A 21,194-nucleotide genomic window follows, 5' to 3' on the forward strand; every position below is an offset into this window, starting at 1 on the left:
TGCCTCCATCACCGACTGACCGATGCTCTCTGTTTGTCAATAGGCTGTAGCTGAATGCGACGGCGATCGCTAAACTTTCTCAGCCCAACTAGCGTTCCTAGCATCACCAGTGATAATCCAACTAATGCGGATCGATACGGATCTACCTTTTCTCCGCTAAGTCCATCATCATGTTGAGGGCGACGATCGCACCTAAATGCTGCTATGCGTCTATAACCTGAATGCACCGAGCCATCTCTGCTCCTAAACCCAGGCGGTTGTCTTGCAGTGCCACGATCGTCGATCCAGTTGCCGTGCGACTCACCACCTGCACCACTCCGCCCGGCATCAATCCCATTGCCATCAATCGGTTATTGCAGTCATCGCAGTTTAAGGAAACAATGCGAACGCGATCGCCCACCTTCGCCATCGCCAAGGGTACCATCGATGATTTAGTGTCAGCCTGGTCAGCCGTCTCGAATCTTTTCTCCCCATTCCTGACATTGCGATCGCGCCCAGAGGACTCGCTCAAGTAGACAAACGCTTGCCAAGGAGATTGTTTGAAATTTTGCAACCCATGATTTCCATGGTCATCTACACGATCCATACTTTCTGACGCAGTATTTTTATTAGAAACTATTATTAATAAGCTACTATCTATGCTTGCCAAATTTAATTAAGTTTAACTAAGTCTTAAGGGTATTTAGTGCCGTAAAAACTACTCGTCGGCCTAACAGGCTTAATAGCTCACCTTACGCGGAAGATTCTGAAACCCTCGCCCCACAGAGCAGCTAGCGAGGCAAAGCCTCGTGCTACCCCCTGCGACCCTTATGTATAAAGAGTACCTACAGGATGGATAAAGGAGACAAAATTATGTATAACATCAGTTAATAAACTTAAATAATTCTCAAAAAGATCTGAAAATTTGCTTAAGTATGGAAAGTGTACGTTCAGAGCCAATCCTGGTTCTTTAACCTCTTTTCTTAGAGTCTGTGCAGGCAGACTTTGTTTGTGTAGCCGCGACTTTTAGTCGCATAGCTATAGCCAATAGGCTTAGGACGGGGTGCAGGGGTTCCCCCCCTGCGTGGGGGCTGCGCCCCCACACCCCCTGTCTTAACAGATCTGTCTACGGCTACAATAATAGAAGGACAATTGGTGCGGATTTGGTATTAGCTCCAGTTGAGCTTAGCTTTGAGTCAAGAAATCAATATTCCTGGCTTTTAATAACTGCTCATAAAAGACTCAATCTGACTGAGGTAATCTGACAGTTGCTGAATTATATCTGTAGGACTGTGCAGTTCTTTTGTCTGTGCTTGCCGCTCTAAATTCAGGGCCAGCACCTGCATCACTTCAGCGCCAACATTACCGCTTGCCCCCTTAATCTGGTGTGCTTCCCTTGCTAAGGTTTCGCAGTCATTTGTCGCGATCGCTGCTTTAGCCAGATCCAGGTGAGAATACGTGTCTTCCACAAACACCTGTAACAATTCCAACTCAAACTCTTTATCCCCATCGGATAGTTGATGGAGATAATCCAGGTTAATTGGCAAATTTTCTTGTGAGGTCATCCTTTTGGCAAACACTAAAAAATACAGTGAAGTGTCTAGATTGAAAAGCTAGCCTAAGACTACTGCAAAAGCAAGTTCAGGGAATATTATGCTCTAGACAGAGCGCTCGGATTCAATCCGGCGCTTCTGATTTTTTCCTGTAATGTGCAACGCCAACTGTTCGATCTTAGTATAAAAAGAGCGAGGTAGTAAAAACAGAAGGTAGGCAGCCAGTAAAGTCAAAATTGTGCGGCGCGGTTCCTCGATCGTAATGCGCCAATCTGTCGCTAAAGCGCGATTGACTAAGCTAATTGCCTCACCGCCGTCGGGCTTGCGGATGGCACGGCGCGCCAGATAGCGTAGTTGGTAAGCTCTTGCCCTGCTCTCCCACTCAGCCAGGATTTCTGGCGCGTAGGTACGAGTTTTATCGATGACTTTTTCCCATGTATCTAGTTGTTTGAGCAAGTTGGCTGACAGGCTGCCGGAATTGACGCGATATAGGGTAAGAGCAGCGGGAATACCCTCTATAAGCCAGTTGGTTGTAATTGCAATCCGAATCCAGCACTCAATGTCTTCAGACTGACGGAAGCGATCGTCAAAATAAAAATCCTCCAAAGTACCATACAAATTATCCTGAAACTTAATTTGTTCAAATACTTCACGCCTGATTACGGGTGCGGAGCCATTGCCAATGGGATTGCGGCAGAGCAAATGCGAAGCGGTAATGTTTTGCAGTTTGGGCATTTGGTAGGTGCCGATCGCATTGTCATCCTCATCAATAAATGCAGAACGACTAAAACTCACCCCGACTTGGGGCGAATTATCCAGATGGCGGACGTGTGCTTCCAGTTTCTGCGGCAACCACAGATCGTCGCTATCGAGGAGAGCAATGTATTGTCCCCGTGCGTGACGAATTCCCGTATTTCTCGCGCCAGCTAAACCCCGATTTTTCTGACGAACGATCTTAATTCTGGGATCGTCAAACGATTGACAAATCTCGATACTGCGATCGGGGGATTCATCGTCTATTACCAGTAACTCAAAATCGCGAAATGTTTGCGCCAAAACCGAGGCGATCGTTTTGCCCACGAACTTCTCGACGTTATATACAGGCACAATTACTGAAACTTTAACCATACCTAGATACCTCTGGATATCTTCACATCAAACTTTGCCCCTACGGGTATTTTCTTTATAGCTATAGACAGATCTGTTAGGACAGAGGGTGTCCCCACGCAGGGGTGAAACCCCTGCACCCCGTCTTCAGCCTGTTGACTATAGCTATAACGAGAGTGTTCAGATTTTTGTGTAAATTGAGTCCTGAAGTACGTATTTACGCTGTTTCAGAGGCTCGATACACAAAATTCCGATCGCACCCCTATAACTGAGACCTTAGGGACTTGCATGAAAATGAGATCCCCACAATGCGTTACGGCGATCGCCTAACACATTCTACAGTGGGGACATTATTTAACCGTGCCTCCCTTAACTATCCTAAGAAACCCGATTAAGTAAAAATAGTCCTGCCCCCAAGCAAATAATATTTGGCATCCAGCCAGCCAGTACGGGTGAAAGGATCTCTACCTGTCCTAGTGCTTGACAGACGAACAGTAGTAAATAGTACCCAAAAATAATTAAAACGCTTACACCAAAACCTTTAGCCGCACTAGTGCGCTGGGGACGAATGCCCAGCGGAGAACCAACTAGCGCAAATACTACACAAATAAATGGTAATGCATACTTTTGTTGCAAGCGCACGTCCAGCTTGCGTTCCTCTTTTAAATTACCTGATTGGCGCACTAGATCGATGTAACGTTTTAACTCCGCGATATTCATTTCCTCAGGATTGCGCTGCTCTTGGGCAAAATCTAGAGGTGCTCTGGGTAGGCGCAGCTTTTGCTGGTCAAATTTGAGAATGCTGTGGTAGGAGCCGTCGGTATTAATGATGTAAGTTGTACCATTTTTAAACTCCCATACGTTTTGATCGGGCTGCCAAATTGCCGACTCCGACGACAGTACCTGCTGGATCTTACCTTGCGAAAAATCCAGTACGGTCAGGTCTATCATCTTTTTGCCATCGAAGCGGCGGGCATAAAAACTCCGTACCAAACCCTCTTCAGTAGAGCCATCGGGCAGTGGAATTTGTCCGTATTGTTGATAGAGGATATCCCTACTTTTGAATTGCGGGTTTTCCTGCTTTAATGCAGCTTTGAGCGTATTTTTTGCTTGCAGATTAGCGGTCGGCACGATCGCTTCGTTGAACACAAAAGTTAAGCCTGAAACCATCAAACTCAGGATCAGGGCGGGCGCAATTAAACGTGCTACGCTGATACCACAACTGCGCAGGGCTGTGATCTCACCATCCGCCGACATGCGGCTGTAAGTAAGTAGAGTTGCCAGCAGTACGGACATGGGAAATGAATACACCATGAAACCGGGTAATTGCAGGGCAAAGATCTGGACGGCAGTGAATATATTTAGCCCTGCATCTGTGATCAGGCGAATTAACTCAAACAGCGAACCGATCGCTAGGGCAATTGAAGAAAACGATCCCACCCCAAACAAAAACGGCGACACCATCTCCTGACTGAGATAGCGATCCATAATGGAAACCCGAGGCAACCCACCAAATGGTATAAATCCCGCAGCCCTTCGCCGCCTCACTTTTCTGGTAGTTTTCAACTTGCGTATGGTTGCCATGTACTTAAATTGAGATTACATCTTTTTGCGATCGACTGCGACTGTTGCCAGCCAGGTAAATAAATTGTCAAAGTTCTAATTGGAATGCCTATTTAACTAGTTCTACGCACCAACATACTTGCACCAACATATTGGACTGACAGCTAGAAGTGAAAGTTCTCCCCCAAATAATACTTGCGTACCTCGGGATTAGCGGCTAACTCGTCACTGTTACCAAATGCCAGGATTTCACCATCGCGCATTATATAAGCTCGATCGATAATTGCCAGTGTCTCTCGCACGTTGTGATCGGTAATCAGGATACCGATGTTGCGATCGCGCAGATCCGCCATGATTTCTTGAATTTCGCCCACGGCGATCGGATCGATCCCCGCAAAGGGTTCATCTAGAAGCAGGAACTTGGGGCCGGTTTTACCGATGGCTAGCGCCCGCGCAATTTCCGTACGTCGGCGCTCGCCGCCAGAAACCTGGATGCCTTTAGTCTTTGCCACATGGGTCAAACGAAAGTCTTCCAGCAAATCTTGCAATCTTGACGACCACTGATGGCGGGGTACGCCCGTTTGTTCCATGACAAGCAGCAGGTTATCCGCGATCGACAGTTGGCGAAAAATGGTCGGTTCCTGGGCAAGGTAAGCCATCCCCAAATGAGCGCGCTTGTGAATTGGCAGATCGGTAATTTCGCGATGATTGAGGAAAACGCTGCCTTCGTCAGGTTGAATTAAGCCGGTAGCAATGTAAAAGGTGGTGGTTTTGCCTGCCCCATTTGGTCCCAAGAGCCCTACAATCTCGCCCTGGTTAACAACAAGACTGACCTGATGTGCTACCTGACGGCGATCGTATAGTTTGCTGACATTTTCAAGAGTTAGTTTCATTGCGAATTGGGTTGATTGCTGGGCTTGACCTCCTGATTCTTGCGATCGGGATCTGCTGGTTTTACAGGCTCAATCGTGGCATCCTGTTTGGGACTAGTTGGTATAGATGTGGGGCTAACTAAACTTTTATCTGGGCTTTTAAAAGCGGGCTTGATCTGCGTCACGGGTGTAGTGCGAGCATTTTCAGCATTTACCCCTTCATCGGGCACGATATAAACCGATTCCACCTGCTGCTCGCTGGGTGGCAAGGCTTGGAATTTACCTTCGTCGATCAAGTAGGTAATAGTTTCCGCTTTGATGCTGTTCCCTTCTTGGATAACAATCACGTTGCCGGATAGAACTATGCGCCGCTCTTTAGAAAAATATTGTGCTTGTCTTGAGGTGGCATTAATCTGACGGGCGGGATAGTTCATACGCACGTTACCTCTGGCAGTCACGATCCCAGTGCGGGAATTTGCCTCCTGGATATCGGCACGAATCGTGAGGGCAGTATTGGTATTCTGCCCCAAAGCAGCAGGGACAGAGATACCACATAGGACTGCAGCTAAGGGTAAAAGCAGGTGCTTTCGATATCGAATTTGGTGTTTCAAGTGAGACTCATTCATCTTTACCTACCAGCTTTTTCCCAGCTTCTACGTTTTTGCAGTTACAAGTTGTCGTTCGTGGTACAGATCTACAATAATGCCAACCACTGCTTCAACGCTTAACCCATCTGTATTAACTTCGATCGCATCGTCAGCTTTTGTCAGAGGCGATATGGCGCGATTGCTATCTATAGCATCTCTTTGTTGAATCGATTGCTCTATGGATTGTAGATCGGTTACCGATTCTCCCCGTGCAACCAGATCCTTTTGGCGACGATGGGCGCGTTCTTGGGCAGATGCGGTCAAAAATACCTTAACTTCGGCCTTGGGAAAAACTTTAGTCCCGATATCTCGTCCTTCCATTACTAAGCCACCAAATTTGCCTAGCTCCTGTTGTTGTTTGACCAGAGCTTGACGCACCGCAGATTGGGTAGAGATCGCCGCCACTCGTTCGGTTACGGCGACGCTACGAATATCCCAGGTAACATCGCGATCGTCTAGATAGATTTTGGGCGGCACGTCCGCAAATGGGGATGGCACAATTTCAATGCGGGCGCGATTCGCCACCAGACCTACACTTGCTTCGTCAGCAGGATCGATGCCAGCTTGCAATACGGCCAGAGTAATGGCTCGATACATCGCGCCTGTATCGAGATAGAGCAAGCCGAGCTGTTGGGCTACTTGTCGGGCAACCGTAGATTTCCCTGCCCCTGCCGGGCCATCGATCGCAATTATAGGTTTATGGCTTTGCAATAGCATATTGTCAATTAGTCGTGTGTTACCGATGCGGGCGGCGATCGCCAGCATTGCCTCTGTATTAGTATTATTCCCATCAGAACCGACCTCTATACATTTTAGAGGCTGAAGGCTGCGAGCATTTACTAGCTCGACATACTCTACCGCAATCGTGGGTGCTTGCGCTAGGCAATCGCGGACTTTCTCCAGTAAAGTTTCCCGATCTCTAACGCCGAGGACAAAAGCGTGGGCGGCTTGCTCTAAGCTGCGATAGAGCGTGGCAGCAGTAGCTGACTGCTCGGGATCGAGGTATTGATTGCGGGAACTGAGGGCTAATCCGCTGGATTCGCGGACGGTGGGGCAACCAATTACCTGTACTGGGAAATTTAGATCGCTAATGACGCGACGCAGAATCGCTAATTGCTGTCCGTCCTTTTGCCCAAAGTAAACCCGTCGGGGCTGCACGATATGCAGCAGCTTGGTCACGATCGTCGCCACCCCCGTAAAATGGCCGGGACGCGATCGCCCGCACAGAATATCGGTCATGGCAGGCGGAGGTACCACTGCCGTCAGTTGCGCTCCCGTGCCCAAAAGTTCGGATACATTAGGGACGAAAATAGCATCTACACCAGCATCTTGACAAAGTTGCAGATCGCGTTCGAGGGGACGGGGATAGCGATCTAAGTCCTCGCCCGCGCCAAACTGAAGCGGATTGACAAATATGCTGACCACCATGCAACTATTTTCTCGCTTGGCTCTGGCGATCAAGCTGAGATGACCGCGATGCAAAGCTCCCATTGTCGGTACAAAACCAACTGCATCCTGGGAATCCAGGAATTGCCTGAGAGGAGCGATCGCTTTAAATATTTGGCTCATATTTACAGTAAATAGGAAGCAGCTAAGTTTTTACTGCTTCCTATCCAAAATGGTATCCCAACCAAAAAGCTCTACTAAGATTCAATATAGTGCGGAGCGATAGTCCCTCAAATTAGCGACCCAAAACCTCCATGCGGACTGGCGCTACACCGGAGTAGACTAAACCGATCGCTCTGGCTGCACCTTCCGAAATATCAATGACTCGACCGTGAGCGTAGGGGCCGCGATCGTTAATGCGGACGACCACAGACTGACCGTTGTCCATATTAGTAACTCTCACTTGAGTCCCAAAGGGCAAAGTGCGGTGCGCGGCGGTCATAGCATTAGCATTAAAGATTTCGCCACTGGCACTCATAGCACCGTGAAATCCGGGACCGTACCAGGAGGCAAACCCAGACGCGACAGAAGTAATCCGAGCATCAGGGCTGCTAATTGCAGCTACCCTCGATCTTACCGGAGTATTAGCTACTGCACTTACGGGTGCGGCATTGCCAACTAAGCGGCGTAACAGGTTAGCAGCTTGCAGCACATCGATTTCTTGATTTTTGATCGTTTCAGAGAAAACAATTCCGCGATCGAACTCGATCTTTGACTGTTTGCCAAGCTTGATGACATACTTGCCAGATTCAAATGCCGGAACGATTTCCTTAGCATCAAGTCCGTCGCGATTAAACCGATCGATCAGTGCTGCTACCGCCGTTGCTCTTTCAACGGGATTGTTAGATTCTAGAGATTTTGTAGAATCAACCTCATCTGATGATGAAGGTAGCTTAACCGCGCTACTGGACTTGGATTTTGCGCTATCTGAAATCTTATCTTGACCCAGGAAAGTAAAAACTGGAATGTTGCGTACATATACAGTGGCTGCATTGTACCCGTTTTTGGGGTGTGGATGGATGCGGGTCAATACACCCTGCGAGCGTACCATTGACTGAGAGCGAGTTTCACCGACTTTAAGCACAGATGTAGAAGGGGAAACTGCTTCAGGCTGGGCGGTGGACTCTGATTCTGCTTGAACTGGAGCGTGCGAGTAACCAAAACCGATGGTTAGGGCTGAGATAAGAGCTGAGATCGCCCAGCCCCAATTTTTCTTAACCATAATAATTAAGTCAATCTTTCAATAAACTGCAATGAGTAAGGAGTTCGTTTAGACTTAGAGCCTTTAAACTCACTCAGTAGAACTTTTGGGGTTGACCTGAAATAACGTACCACTTTTTTGAACTTAAGCGATCGCCTAAAAGCAAAAAATGGTGCATTTTTGAGCATAAATACGCATAAATATTCCTAAAGATATATTTTTCAGGTACGATCTACGTGCATCGATGCAGTGCTAAAAAGTACCCAATGGCAGAGATTTCCAGTCAAGAATTAATCGAAATGTTGAAGGCAGGTCGGGATCTAGAAGGTCTCGATCTGTCCTGGATCGATTTGCACGAGATCGACCTCCAGGGGGTTAATTTGCGTAATGTTAATTTAGAGGGCGCAGATTTATTTAACGCTAATCTGGCAAATGCAAACTTAGCAGGTGCCAATCTCTATGGCGCGTATCTATTTGGCGCTAATTTGCAAAATGCCGATCTCAGCCACGCCAATCTAACACGGGCAGATCTAGAGCAAGCTAACCTAGCGGGAGCCAATTTAACAGGAACGGTCACGATCGGCGCTAACTTGCAAGGAGCCAGTCTTTGACAGGTTTATGTCATTTCATACCATCGGGTAACCCAATTGGGGGATGGTACGGAGCATTTACAGCATGTAACCTGAAGTCATTGAAGCCTTAAACTGACTGCACCCAGCAAAATCACTGCTGGGTCTTTTCATGGGAATTTACCAATAATTTGCAGGGGCGAACGACCTACGGTCGTTCGCCCCTGCAAATACTAAATCCATTCATCATCGTCATCGTCGTAGGTAACGCGGGTGTTAGGACGACGAGGTGATGCGTCTTTAGAGCGGCGGCTGTTTTTGTTGGCGATGCTGCCGATACTGTCTAAAAGTCCGCCAAACAAGTCTTCATCGTCCTCATCTTCGTACTCCGGTTTGTCATAGAGTTCGCGGGACAGAGCATAGACAGCTTCCTGCAGTTCTGACTGCGAGCGATCTATGCGATAGTCATCTTCTTTAGCGATCGCATCTTTCAGATTTCGTATTAACGTCTCAATCTCTTTACGCCGCTCGTAGCTGAGTTGATAGCCAAAGTTCAACGCTAATTCCTTGAGTTGGCGTTCGGAATTGATGACCAGGTTATCGGCACGGTTCATCTTTTCGATGCGTTCGCGGCGGGCGCGATCGCGTTCGGCATATTGCTCGGCATCGTCAATCATGCGTTCTACTTCCCTTTGGTTGAGCGTAGAAGCTCCCTTAATCGTGATGCGTCGTTCCACACCTGTACGGCGATCGGATGCTGTTACTGCGAGCATCCCATCGGCATTTAGATCGAATACCACATCCACCTGAGTCATCCCGCGCGGTTGCGGGGCTAAGCCGCTGAGTTTAAACCTACCGAGCGATTTATTGTGTTCCGCTAAGTCTCGTTCGCCTTGCACGATGTGAATCTCAACCGACGTTTGATTATCCTCTGCTGTGGTAAATAAATCGGTTTTGCGAGTGGGGATTGTCGTATTGCGGGGAATTAACTTGTTCACGATACCGCCAAAGGTTTCCACTCCTAGCGACAGCGGCGTGACATCGAGTAATAATACGTCCTTGATTTCACCGGAGAGAATACCCGCTTGCACAGCAGCGCCTACCGCAACTACTTCATCTGGATTCACTCCCTGATTGGGTTTCTTGCCGATTAGATCCTCAACCAACTGCTGTACGGCAGGAATGCGAGTGGAACCGCCTACAAGTACCACTTCATCAATTTGACGCGGACTCAATTTGGCATCGCGCAGCACGCGCTCTAGTGGTTCGTTCAGACGCAGGAATAGATCTTCGCACAGACGTTCAAACTGCGATCGCTTTAAGTTTGTATCGATGTGCAAAGGCCCATCGGCAGTAGCAGTGATGAAAGGCAGATTGATATCTGTTACTCCCACAGTGGATAGTTCGATCTTGGCTTTCTCTGCCGCTTCGGTCAATCTTTGTAGGGCTTGACGCTCTTTGCGCAAGTCTACACCTTCATCCTGCAAGAATTGATCGGCGAGCCAGTTCATAATGGCGCGATCGAAGTCATCTCCCCCCAACTGCGTATCTCCGCTGGTAGCTTTGACCTCGAATAAGCCATCTCCAACTTCCAGAATTGAGACATCAAATGTGCCGCCACCGAGGTCGAAGACTAGAATTCTCTCGCTGTCTTTCTTATCCAGTCCGTAGGCAAGCGAGGCAGCAGTTGGCTCGTTAATAATACGTTTGACTTCAATACCAGCAATCCGTCCCGCATCCTTGGTGGCTTGTCTTTGGGAGTCATTAAAGTAGGCAGGTACGGTAATTACTGCTCCGGTTACGGGTTCGCCCAGATAGCGAGAGGCTTCGTCCACCAGTTTGCGGATCACCATAGCCGATATTTCTTCAGGGGCAAAGTCCTTATCCAGACGCGGGCATTTCAGCTTAATGTTGCCAACCTCATCCCGCCGCACCGTATAGGGCACGCGCTTAAGCTCTGTAGTTAGCTCGCTGTGCTTGCGCCCCATAAACCGCTTGACTGAGTAAAATGTGTTGTCGGGATTGAGTACCGCTTGCCGCCGTGCCATCTGACCCACCAGACGTTCGCCATCTTTGCTAAAGCTGACTACAGACGGCGTAGTTCTGCTGCCCTCAGAATTGGCAATTACTACAGGCTTACCTGCTTCCATAACGGCGACGACTGAGTTGGTTGTGCCTAAGTCAATGCCAACGATCTTACCCATTGATGAATAAACCTCTTTAACTGCCCAATTAGCAACTACTATAATGTAAGCTTACCCCACTCTAACGAGATAGGGCTTTCGCCTCAGATTTGAAAGATAGTCAGAAGAGGTATTTGCCCTTCCAACTGACAATTCATCCCCGGACGTTCGGGTTGGCTTACAAAACTCAACCCCAAAGCAGCAATATTCATCGCCGCGTTCACATCAGCATCATGTTCAAACCCACAATACCCACACTTGAATTTCTTGACACTGCGATAACTTTTTCCCTTGATGGGGTGAATGTGACCGCATCGGTTGCAAGTTTGAGACGTGTAGCCAGGTGGGACAAAAACAACAGACACACCTGCAATAGCAGCTTTGTATTGCACAAAAATTCTGAGCTGATGAAACGCCCAATTGTTTGTACGTCTACGTTCCGTCTTATTGCGAGGTTTTTCGTTGAGACTTTGACGAATATTTGTCAAATCCTCAAAAACCAACGCTGCGCCAGATTGTTTTGCTACTTGAACTAATTCTTTGCTGATGTTGTGATTCAACCACTTTTGATAGCGTTGTTCTCTCCCAGAGAGCCTTCTCAACAATCTTCTAGAATTGCGAGTGCGTTTGGATTGAACTCCCGCTCTGACTCGACTAAATCGGTCGCGAACTGTTTGAATCTGCTCGCCACTCCAGCTTTTATTGGTACTGGTAGTTGCGATATCTCTGCGTCCGAGATCGACTCCAATCACTTTTGGGGTTTTCCCCGTAGGTGGCGTGTCAATCTCGACTACAAAGTTGATGTAGTAATCACCCTGTCTGGTTTTGTTCAGTGTTGCGCTTGTGATTTTCTGTCCTCGCAGCAACGCAATTTGATAGCCACCTATTGCGAGTTTAAAACGATGGCGTTTCGTCAAAGTGATACCGACTTCTTGGGTTTCTTCCCAATAGCGAAAGGTTCGTTCGTTAAGGCTAATCGAAGTAGGACGGAATTTGTGAATCTGTTTTACGGCTTTCACGTTCCCGACAACACGACGAATTGCCATGCAAACATGGTTAGAACCCAAACCAGTAGACGCTCTGACTGTTTTGTAGGCCAGATGGTGCAATTTGGTTGTATTCCATTGTTTGAATCCCTGCCCAATTTTCAATATCTGATTACACGCATCCGCGAATCCTTGAAGTGTTGCGTCAATTTCAGTCCGCAACTCTTTAGAGACTATAAGCCTGCATTTAACTGATAGTAACTGAGTCATAGATACATAATAGTGCATCCAGAAAAGAATATCAATAGGCGACTAAAGTCGCTCGCGTCGCTTTTCCACCCTGGACTAAAGTCACAGGGTCGCCAAGCTCTCGGAGGTTTCTGATGCTGTCTAAGATTCTAGCTTTGGTTGGCTAGCTCGGTATAGCAGTCAACGGTCAGCTTTCAGCGATGGGCTGTTAAAAGGCCGATCGTGCCAGCGTTTGATTAGACCTCTTGCACATTAGGCTTAGAGTGCTTGACTAGCAAGCGTTTCTAGCAGTAATGGTTGCCAACAGGTATGAAATCAGGAAACATCAGGACAGCAAAATTAAACAACAAAAATGTCCTGACGATGAACTCTAAGATAGCGCAAAACCTCTCAACCGCAAAGTTCAAACGACGCTTTGGGGTGCAACACAGCACGTTTAAACAAATGCTGAAAGCCCTAAAACCATATTGGCAACCAGAGCTAAGCCAGGTGCTAGCCCGAAATTGCAGCTAGAAGAACGAATTTTGGTGGCCTTGGAGTATTGGCGAGAATATCGTAATTCTCTCTGGCCGTTATCGCAATCGCCGTCGTCGCTATGGCTTGCGCTGCAATTTAATTGCCGCTTTGTACAACTATGAACTGTCTCTGGCTGCTTGATTTAAAATTAATGTGCAAGAGGTCTATTTATTGAATACGATCGCCCTTCTCTATTTTCCTTCTCAACGATCGCCCATTGCAGATGCGGTGATATCGATGCCAATATCGCCAACAAACGAAAAAGTTCTCACAAAATCGAAAATCTGACGTATCTCCTTGAGTTTGATGTCGTAGGGCGCGATCAATTTTCCAACGTCATGCTGGAGTTTTTGGATATCTTGAGCGAGATATATGTCTGGATTGCGCTTTTCACGATCTAGATAGCGATTGAAGACGTTACTGAGGGTTTCATTATCTTTTTCTGTTTGATGTCGGCTTTCTTCGTAGTAAGAGCCGATTTCTTGTAGGATGCCGCGCATGAGGTCGGGGTAGCGGCTGGAAAAAACGAGAAGGGATAGGATCGCTTGCTGTTCTTTTGGTGTGGGTCGATGTCCACGGGTGCGACTGAGGACTTTGTAGAGTTTATAGACGTTGGTGAGGCGTTTGAGGCTGCGGGGTGAGAGTTCGGCTTCTTGGCAGCAGGCGACGAGGCGGTTGAATTCTTGGGGGGAGAATTCGTTGAATTTAGTGCCGCTGGTTCCGCCGTCTTGGACGACGGTTTGGGCGCGGAGGTAGGTGCGGAGGGCATCTTCGGCGATCGGGCGGACGCGGTAGGGGATTTGGATGATTTTCTCGAGGTAGTCGGCGGCGGAGGGGCTACCTTGGAGGGAAAGAACGCCTTTGTAGTGTTGGGCTAAGGCGCGGTTGATGTAGCGCTCGTCGATGGCGAGGACGGCGATGAAGAGGGGGTTTTTGACCAGGAGTTAGACGGCTTCGAGGACTTCGACGACGGTATTGGGGGGACAGCGATCGAGGTCGTCGATGTAGACGACAACACGGGCTGGCCCTCTGGGAAATATCTGCTTCAGCTTGTCTAACTTTGTCTTAAACTCAGTGGCATTTGTTGGTGGTAAAAGACTGCTGCTCAACTTCCAGAGGTCGTCTTTGAACTGGTGCATTAACCCCAGGTGTTTGCTGTAGTCGCCGTCTTTCAGTCGAGAGTTGACAAAGTCAATTAGGGAGGAGTAATCGGCTGTCAATCCAACCTCTCGTCGCTGTTCTTCAACTAGGAGCTTAAGGGATGCTACTTCTTGGATGAGTCCCGCAACTTTATTCTGTTCCTGTTTAAGTAAGACTTCACGCTTACTCTGAATCTCTGCTTGTTCTTTCTGAACTGAGGTGATGTAATTGGCCAGAGATTTGAGGATGGGGAGCAGAGCTGTGACGCTTGCAGTTATAGCAGCTAGAATCTGAATTGCCGATGGAACTTCTTTGGGGATTTCTTTAATCCACTGCGGTAAACTTTCAAACCAAATTAGAATATTTTGAATCAGTTGATTGAACCAATCTGCTATTCCAAACTTTCCTAGGAGTGCCTGAGTTGCTGGATCCAGCGTCAGTACTATCAACAGGGTCATTGTGAATAGAGCCAGTAGTCCTTGCCAACTCGTAATCGCCTGACGCAGCATCGTGTAAGTTTTACCTGCTTCCGTAAACTCTTTAATTTTTTCATCGGAAAAGTGTAGCTTGGCTACGGCATTAATAATAGGCTTCCAGAATGCCGTAACAGATCGTTGAGCAAGTCGCTGATTTACATCTTCTTCAGCTTTTTTTCGCTGGCGCTGAAGCTCTTTTTCTTTTGTTTCTAAAATTTGCTCTTTTTGCTTAAAAATCTGCTTTTCTTCTCGTTTTACTCGATCGAGTAAATCCCAAAGAGAATTAGAGATTTCAGTCTTTGAAGCTGATTCTTTCCAGTCTTTGAATTGGCTGGGTTTCAGGTTGGACTGAAGGAAAGCAGTTCGCTCTTCTTCATCCATTAGGTAAAGTGCTTGCCATAATTTGCCGCCCTCTCGCAAGGCTTTGCTAAAGGCTTTTGAGCTTATGTTAGAGCTAGAATCAGGAGATATTAAATCTTCAGTAGTTACTGGCTTATAATCAGATTCCATGCTAATTGTATTCCAATATCTCTGTCTATCACTTAAGCGTTTTTGGAATCCAACAAACATTAGAAAAACAATTCTGTTTAAAATGTTTTCTATTACTGAATTATAGGGAGCATTACTTCCTGAGTGATTGAGAGAGTAATCTTGAAAGTAGTAATTTTTGATTTGACTCGAAAATAGTGCTTCAAATAGTAATTCCCCATCTTTTAATTTGCATAGAAAAGAAGCAAAAAGATTGAGGGAAAGACGTATTATTTTCCTGTTTTTTAATCTATATAAAAGAGAATCAAAAAGATTGAGAGCAGGGCGTATTATTTTATGATAAAAGTAATCGTTGTTTTTTTCAATCATCCAGAAAAGAACAATCCTCTTTGCCAAAATAATCAGTGCAATGATAACCTTAATTAAAAATTCCAGGGAAAACAAAGCGAATACAATAATATGCAGAATAAACTGGACTATGACGAGATTCAAAAAATTTTGGAAAAAATCAGTAAATTTTTTATTGATTTTTTCGCAATACTTATAGAAATCTTGTCGGTTTTTCCGGATTTTTTTTCTTATAGTTAGAAGGGGGTTGTAGATAAATTGATCGAGATAGCGATCAGATCGCTGTTTCGATGAAGCATTATCTGGCACTGTTTCCCGATCTGATGACCGATCGAAGTTGCTGAGGATATGTCCTAGTTTTTGTTCTAAACTGATTTGACGATTCAACTCATAGAATATTTCCTGCATGAGGCTTGCCCAGAGGTTAGCTTTGGCATAAGTCCAGGCATCAAATTTGATTTGGTAAATGTGACCGACAAATCGACCTACCCGATCGCCGTCAGGACTTTTACTGTCAGCATCTTTAAGCCCCCAGGCTTCGATCGCTTCCATACCTTGACTGCGGATCTCGACCATGTGGCTCTGCATCAGGTGCATGATGTAGGATTTGCCACCGCCCCACCCGCCCAGAATGCCGACAGCAACGGGAGGTTCAAGGTCTCGCATCAGGAGCATTTCGGTGAGAGCGTTGATTTCGTCTTTGAGGTTGAGCAGGTCTTCGTCTTGGGTGGCATCGTTGCGGAGGCTACCCGTTTTGAGGGCTTGGCGATATTCGTTTCGCAGGACAAAAAGAGAACGCTCCCAAAGGTCTTGAGGGGCTTTACCGATGCTGGCTTCGCGATCGATTTCTCGAACGAGGCGAATGGGGAGATTAGGTTTGAGGGCGATCAGGATACGACGGCGTTTGTAGGTATTGGGATCGGGTTCTTTGGGGTCTTCTTTGAACTGATTTTGGTCTGCCCATTCTTTAACGGCTTTGAGGAGAGTGGGAATTTGTTCGGGAACAATGGTGGCAAATTGGCTTAGGAGTTCAATGTATGGTACTAAATATTGTTCTAGATTAGGTTGAGGAATAATAAATGGATCATCCGGTTGAAAGAGTCGATATTCATCCATCTGATAGGGTGAATATATCTTAACTTTTTCAATCTGGCGTTGGACTTCTAAACGGATTTCGGGAAAGTAGATGGCGATGGCTAGGAGCGCCCGGACTTGATGGTAGCGATCTTGCAGTTCTAGGGCAATACTTTGGGCTTCGAGGATATGTTGCGGGAGTAAATGCGGTGCAAGTTTAACTAAGGAGTTGGCTTTTTTAGCTTCATGAGTCTGTGACATTTCACGAATTAGCTGCAAAGCTCTAAATTGGTCGGTCACAAGTTGGTCATTGTCTACAGGGCTTAATTCCTTGGGTTGGGGACGGGTAGCTAGAATTATGGCTATATCTGTTTTTTGGATTGAATTAGTTTGGTCTTTGAACTGTGCGATGATGCTGTCATGTACATGCAGTTCTGGATAGAGAGGGATGAAGGCACTGAGAGCAGTAGCTTTGGGACGGGGACGATCCTGACAGAGGGCTTTAGCCTGTTGGTAAAAAGGGGACAATTGCTCCGGGGTAAGGTGGGGTGAGGTGGCAAGGGCAGCGAGAACTTGGGACAGGTAAAATTCTGACTTCAGTTTTGGTAGTAGATTATCTTTGATGAACTTGAGGCGATCGTCACTGTCTAGGCTAGGAACTAGGACAGTGAGTACGTTAGTTATAGTTCTTTCAGCAGAAAGGTGCTGGTCAGTTTGATCGAGAATATGATCGATAAGTTCATCTTTCAGATTGGAGTCACTTGGTTCAGTCTCTATAAATGTAGGAATACTGACTCGAATTGCCACCTGATGAAGTATTTGGGCGAGAAGTTCAGGGTAGGGGCAGCGTATTTCGGCAATTTCTAACGCTTTTTTGAGCTGCTCCGGAGATAGGTAGGGAATAAGATTACAAAGAGCTGTTGCGGGGTAGGAGTAGCCAGGAAGGTAGTTCTGAACTATATCGAGTGCTTCTGATAATCTTTCTGCGGGGAGATAAGGGGCTAGGTTACCAAGGACTTCCGCTTGGTAAGCAGGATGGGTGATTTTAGTTTGAATCAGTTGCAATACTCTGGGAAATAGTCCTGCCGAAAGACGGGGGGCTAAGGCACTCAGCAGTTTGGCTCTATCGGCAGAGCTTTCGCCCCTAGGAACAATTTCCAGGACTGAGGAGAGTAGTGTTGGAGGGCAACAGAGAATCAGGAACTCGGTGGATTGAAAGGCGATTGTAGTCAATACATTAATCCGATTTTCTACACTTTTCAACTCTAAAGCAATCTGTATTATTTTTTGTTGTATTTGAGTTGAGAAATTGCAGCTTTTGTCACATACTACTTTTAATATTTTTACCTTTCTGGACTCATTATTAATGAACAACATAGAATTCAGGAATTCTTGCAATAATTGAGTTTCGAAAATAGGAATTTTAGCACCAATTTCTTCAAGAATTTCACTTCGATCATTTTCATCTTGAATACTGGAAGTAATCCTTAGAGCTTGCTTTAAAATCTGAGTTTCAGAACAGGGGATTTCGGCGATGGCACTTTGCAAGAGATATACCGGGTTATCCATCGATGAAGAGGCTCTTAACTTTATTTCCTTGTACACAAAAAATGCCAACTCTAATCCCTGTTGAAATACGAATTGGGATTGAGGAGAAGGTAGTTGAGCAGCAACTGATACCAGAGCAAAGGTCTTGTAAATTGGATTCTTAATAGTTGAAGCCAGCTTTAGTGCTTGTTTGAGTACTCGTTGACGTTTGGATGGAGGAAGTTTGGCGGCAATTGCACCTAGCGCAATGGCTTTATGGTGATTAAAATCATAAGGCGCGGCTGCTTTCAGAGCTTTTTTTAGCAATTTAGGTTTGGTGGGAGGGATGTAGCTGACAACTAAAGCTAGTAATCTTAATCTATCGGAGAATCTATCGGAGGAAGACTCAATAGATAAAACGACTTCAAGAGCTTTTTCTAGTAGTTCTTCAGACTCTAGCAGAGAAATTTTTTTCGTAATTGCCGCTATTATTTCTACTTGATTATTTTTGTATGACTTTCTGTGATTGACTATGTATTTTTTGGCGGCATTTAGCGCTCTTATTAACCATTCAGTCTTAGGCGAAAGGTGGGCAAGGATGACTGCTATAAAAAGAGAATCATCACACCGAATCAACAAGTCTTCAAATATTTCTAGTTCGAGTTCAAAGGGTGGAATTACTGACAGAAAATCCTTAAAATACAAGCCTTCACCATAAGGATTTTGAGAAGGATATATTTCTATGATTTCTATTATCTGCTTTAGAATATCTCCGCATTGCGAGGGATGATATTTTTGGGCAATATATGACAAAAATTCCAATTTTCTTCTCGTATCAGAAGAGCAAGCACTTAACTCTTTATCAATTACTTTCTGTCGTAGGTTAGATTTGGAGGAATGAATATTGTCTAGGAGAATTCTGGAAAACCAACTGTTAGTAAACTCCCATGAGATCATTTTTTGAAACAGGGAGTCACGTCCCGAGTAAGGTAATTTGGCAGCCACCGCAGCAAATACTTCACTGCGCATTTCCTCATACGGAATAACTTGCGTGGACTCTAGTACTTGTTGGAGCAGTTGGGGTTCCGAAGCAGAAAACTGGGCTATTACCTTAGTAAGTGCTGTACTTCGACTCCCCTCCAAAATGATTTGCGCTGTATCCAGTGCTTGTTGGAGTATAGGTTTGCGTTCCTCTGAGGGAAATTGGGCAGCCACAGCAGTCAATGCTAGACTTCGGCAATACTCATGCTGAAGCATTTGCGCAGTATTCAATGCTTGTTGGAGTAGTTGAGGTTCTGAAGCGGTCAGTCGAGCAACCACGGCGAAGAACGCTCTTGGTCTGTCCAATTGGGCTTCTGCGGCGTCCATTTCTTGCTGAATCCTAACCCTATCCTCATCACTAAGCGGTGACAGTTCTACCCTCACCTCTTCTTGAACAGATTTTTCCCCCTCACTACTAACCTCTTCCTTCGACCAGAACTCCTCTGGTAGCCCCTGCCCTGGCAACTCCGCCAGCACCTCCCGCACTACCCACTCACTACCCGTCAGGTTTAGCCCCTTAATCTTCTCCAGCCATGCGATCAAATCTTGCACCCAAATGGGCTGATCTTCTGAATTTGCTGTCACCGTCTCTCTATCTGCCACAAACAACCTCACCACCTAAAGTCAATCTGAACCGATCGCAAACCAATTCCAGAAATTCACGGCTTGCAAAGCCAAAGACAAACCCCTCACACCCGGAATGATATCAATGCTATCATTAAAGCAATCGAGAATACAACACCACCTCGAAACGGAGGCAGTCTATGGCAAATTTAATCGTCCGAAACATCGATGAAACCATTGTCAAAGCGCTCAAAAAGCGGGCAAGTCAGCATGGGGTCAGCGCCGAAGCCGAACACCGCAAAATTTTAGAACAGGCACTGCTGCAACCGCAAAGAAAATCGTTTGCAGAGGTGCTCAGCCAAATCCCCAACGTTGGCAATGACTTAGACTACGAGCGGGTACAGGATGACACAGCCAGCCAAGTATTTGATTGATACCAACGTCATTAGCGAACTCCGAAAAAAAAGCAATGCGAACCTCGGTGTTCTGCAATTTTTCCAGCAAGCCGCCGAGCAAGCTGCACCTCTCTATCTCAGTGTCATAACCATTGGCGAACTGCGGCGAGGGGTTGAACTCATCCGACATCGCGGCGATCGCAGCCAAGCAGACCTGCTAGAAAACTGGTTGCAGACCGTTTTAGAAGACTACGCCGACCATATTCTAGATTTCACTGCCCTGGATGCCCAGGTTTGGGGCAAATTGCGCGTTCCCCATCCTCAAAATGCCTTAGATAAACAGATCGCCGCCACTGCACTCACCTGCGGCTTAACCCTGGTCACCCGGAATGCGAGCGACTTTGCAGGGACAGGAGTTCTCCTGCTAGACCCTTTTGAAACCATTGAGAGTTTCTGAGGCAATCTCCATCCAGCAATACCCTCTCTATACACGCGTACCTGATGATTTGCTTCCGCAGGCAGGCTTGCCGCAATACTCGTAAAGAGATTGGATTAGGCGGGTGCAGATTTCAGCTCGATGCTCCAGCTGCGCAATTTGCCAACATCAATTCTGGCGCGATCCGCAACATTCAAAGTCCAAATACCCATCATGGGTTGTCCCACCATACCGCCAAGAACACCCGACACCGCTGAATCGTAAGTCGCGACTAGATTGTCAGTGGAGCCACCAAGTTGTGGATGAAGAACAGTGCTCCGACCCGCAGGCGAAGTCAGTGTGACCCGCAGGTCGCCGATGTAGGTATGCTGAATATCGACATTCACCTTGATCTGGGCCACCGTGCCGGATTGCGCGATGACGATTGTGCTCGAAATGCCTGCTGTCGTATTATCGGGAATGGAAGCCATCGGGTTGGCCTGACCGGAAGCGACCAGAGCGGCTGGCGCGGAACCTATCTTGAACGCCATAGTGTCACCCGGTGCTGCAATATCGGATATCACAAGCCCCGAATCGCGGCCATCCCATTCCCTCGAATTGGGCGAAGACGCAGCAGATAGGGCAACGCCCTGGATTGTGGCGTAAAGGTCGTCACCGTCACCACGGTTCGCGTCCAGTTCCAGATCGCGGCGGCCGTCCGCTTGGAGCAAAGCGCATTGGTAGTGTTTTGCGGAGGTGCCCTGCTGCAATTCGTTCGAACCCAGAATGTCGCAATGATAAACAGCAAGACCACTGGCTGGTAGTCCGAGAGTGTTCAGATTTTTGTGTAAATT

The 21,194-nt window shown here is 46.8% G+C and carries 16 protein-coding genes and 2 pseudogenes; 4 read left to right on the top strand and 14 right to left on the bottom strand.

Annotation, left to right across the window (positions count from 1 at the left end; all coding sequences use genetic code 11):
• Positions 1 to 8: 8 nt before the first annotated feature.
• The 9 genes from PSE6802_RS33305 to PSE6802_RS0109125 form a co-directional block, all read right to left on the bottom strand.
• Positions 9 to 227 carry a hypothetical protein gene (locus tag PSE6802_RS33305; protein WP_156815473.1) on the bottom strand — a complete coding sequence of 73 codons (219 nt, stop codon included), beginning with the start codon at positions 225 to 227 and terminating at the stop codon, positions 9 to 11.
• Positions 203 to 586: a FeoA family protein gene (locus tag PSE6802_RS33310; protein WP_019499743.1), complete on the bottom strand. Its 384-nt coding sequence runs from the start codon at positions 584 to 586 to the stop codon at positions 203 to 205. The genes PSE6802_RS33305 and PSE6802_RS33310 overlap by 25 nt, the downstream gene beginning before the upstream one ends.
• Positions 587 to 1,199: 613 nt before the next feature.
• Positions 1,200 to 1,544, bottom strand: a complete 345-nt coding sequence (locus tag PSE6802_RS0109095) for an Hpt domain-containing protein (RefSeq protein WP_019499744.1) — start codon at positions 1,542 to 1,544, stop codon at positions 1,200 to 1,202.
• A 93-nt stretch (positions 1,545 to 1,637) separates the two neighbouring features.
• A complete protein-coding gene (locus PSE6802_RS0109100; RefSeq protein ID WP_019499745.1) occupies positions 1,638 to 2,660 on the bottom strand; it encodes a glycosyltransferase family 2 protein in 1,023 nt (340 codons plus the stop codon).
• 357 nt (positions 2,661 to 3,017) lie between these two features.
• Entirely contained in the window at positions 3,018 to 4,127 is a 1,110-nt protein-coding gene (locus tag PSE6802_RS0109105; RefSeq protein ID WP_019499746.1) for an LptF/LptG family permease, read from the bottom strand.
• Between the two features lie 239 nt (positions 4,128 to 4,366).
• Positions 4,367 to 5,095 carry an LPS export ABC transporter ATP-binding protein gene (lptB, locus tag PSE6802_RS0109110; RefSeq protein ID WP_019499747.1) on the bottom strand — a complete coding sequence of 243 codons (729 nt, stop codon included), beginning with the start codon at positions 5,093 to 5,095 and terminating at the stop codon, positions 4,367 to 4,369.
• Entirely contained in the window at positions 5,092 to 5,700 is a 609-nt protein-coding gene (locus tag PSE6802_RS0109115; protein ID WP_019499748.1) for an LptA/OstA family protein, read from the bottom strand. The genes lptB and PSE6802_RS0109115 overlap by 4 nt, the downstream gene beginning before the upstream one ends.
• 27 nt (positions 5,701 to 5,727) lie before the next feature.
• Positions 5,728 to 7,290 (bottom strand): bifunctional pantoate--beta-alanine ligase/(d)CMP kinase, encoded by a 1,563-nt coding sequence (locus tag PSE6802_RS0109120; RefSeq protein ID WP_019499749.1) that lies wholly within the window; start codon positions 7,288 to 7,290, stop codon positions 5,728 to 5,730.
• A 112-nt stretch (positions 7,291 to 7,402) separates the two neighbouring features.
• Positions 7,403 to 8,389: a septal ring lytic transglycosylase RlpA family protein gene (locus tag PSE6802_RS0109125; protein WP_019499750.1), complete on the bottom strand. Its 987-nt coding sequence runs from the start codon at positions 8,387 to 8,389 to the stop codon at positions 7,403 to 7,405.
• 245 nt (positions 8,390 to 8,634) lie between these two features.
• Here PSE6802_RS0109125 and PSE6802_RS0109130 point away from each other — a divergent pair, with 245 nt between their 5' ends.
• The gene (locus tag PSE6802_RS0109130) at positions 8,635 to 8,979 is read left to right on the top strand and encodes a pentapeptide repeat-containing protein (protein WP_019499751.1); all 345 of its coding nucleotides are present in this window, start codon (positions 8,635 to 8,637) and stop codon (positions 8,977 to 8,979) included.
• Between the two features lie 191 nt (positions 8,980 to 9,170).
• Here PSE6802_RS0109130 and dnaK read toward each other — a convergent pair whose 3' ends face one another.
• On the bottom strand, positions 9,171 to 11,141 hold the full coding sequence (gene dnaK, locus PSE6802_RS0109135) for a molecular chaperone DnaK (RefSeq protein ID WP_019499752.1): 1,971 nt from the start codon (positions 11,139 to 11,141) through the stop codon (positions 9,171 to 9,173).
• Between the two features lie 83 nt (positions 11,142 to 11,224).
• Positions 11,225 to 12,376, bottom strand: coding sequence for an RNA-guided endonuclease InsQ/TnpB family protein (locus PSE6802_RS0109140; RefSeq protein WP_026103187.1), 1,152 nt, complete (start codon positions 12,374 to 12,376; stop codon positions 11,225 to 11,227).
• A 537-nt stretch (positions 12,377 to 12,913) separates the two neighbouring features.
• Here PSE6802_RS0109140 and PSE6802_RS33315 point away from each other — a divergent pair.
• Positions 12,914 to 13,012 (top strand): annotated as a pseudogene (locus PSE6802_RS33315) (IS5/IS1182 family transposase); the annotation flags it as partial.
• A gap of 62 nt (positions 13,013 to 13,074) precedes the next feature.
• Here the strand turns inward: PSE6802_RS33315 and PSE6802_RS34720 are convergent.
• Both PSE6802_RS34720 and PSE6802_RS35630 read right to left on the bottom strand, forming a co-directional pair.
• The gene (locus PSE6802_RS34720; protein ID WP_019499755.1) at positions 13,075 to 13,371 is read right to left on the bottom strand and encodes a hypothetical protein; all 297 of its coding nucleotides are present in this window, start codon (positions 13,369 to 13,371) and stop codon (positions 13,075 to 13,077) included.
• A 168-nt stretch (positions 13,372 to 13,539) separates the two neighbouring features.
• A pseudogene (locus tag PSE6802_RS35630) lies at positions 13,540 to 19,293 on the bottom strand (P-loop NTPase fold protein); the annotation flags it as partial.
• A 437-nt stretch (positions 19,294 to 19,730) separates the two neighbouring features.
• On the opposite strand from PSE6802_RS35630, the gene PSE6802_RS0109165 reads away from it, so the two are divergent.
• Both PSE6802_RS0109165 and PSE6802_RS0109170 read left to right on the top strand, forming a co-directional pair.
• Entirely contained in the window at positions 19,731 to 19,964 is a 234-nt protein-coding gene (locus tag PSE6802_RS0109165; RefSeq protein WP_019499758.1) for a FitA-like ribbon-helix-helix domain-containing protein, read from the top strand.
• Positions 19,936 to 20,382, top strand: coding sequence for a type II toxin-antitoxin system VapC family toxin (locus PSE6802_RS0109170; protein WP_019499759.1), 447 nt, complete (start codon positions 19,936 to 19,938; stop codon positions 20,380 to 20,382). Before PSE6802_RS0109165 ends, PSE6802_RS0109170 begins: the two co-directional genes overlap by 29 nt.
• A 95-nt stretch (positions 20,383 to 20,477) precedes the next feature.
• Here PSE6802_RS0109170 and PSE6802_RS34255 read toward each other — a convergent pair whose 3' ends face one another.
• Entirely contained in the window at positions 20,478 to 21,110 is a 633-nt protein-coding gene (locus tag PSE6802_RS34255; protein ID WP_019499760.1) for a proprotein convertase P-domain-containing protein, read from the bottom strand.
• Positions 21,111 to 21,194: the final 84 nt, after the last annotated feature.

Source organism: Pseudanabaena sp. PCC 6802 (assembly GCF_000332175.1).
Taxonomy (GTDB): domain Bacteria; phylum Cyanobacteriota; class Cyanobacteriia; order Pseudanabaenales; family Pseudanabaenaceae; genus PCC-6802.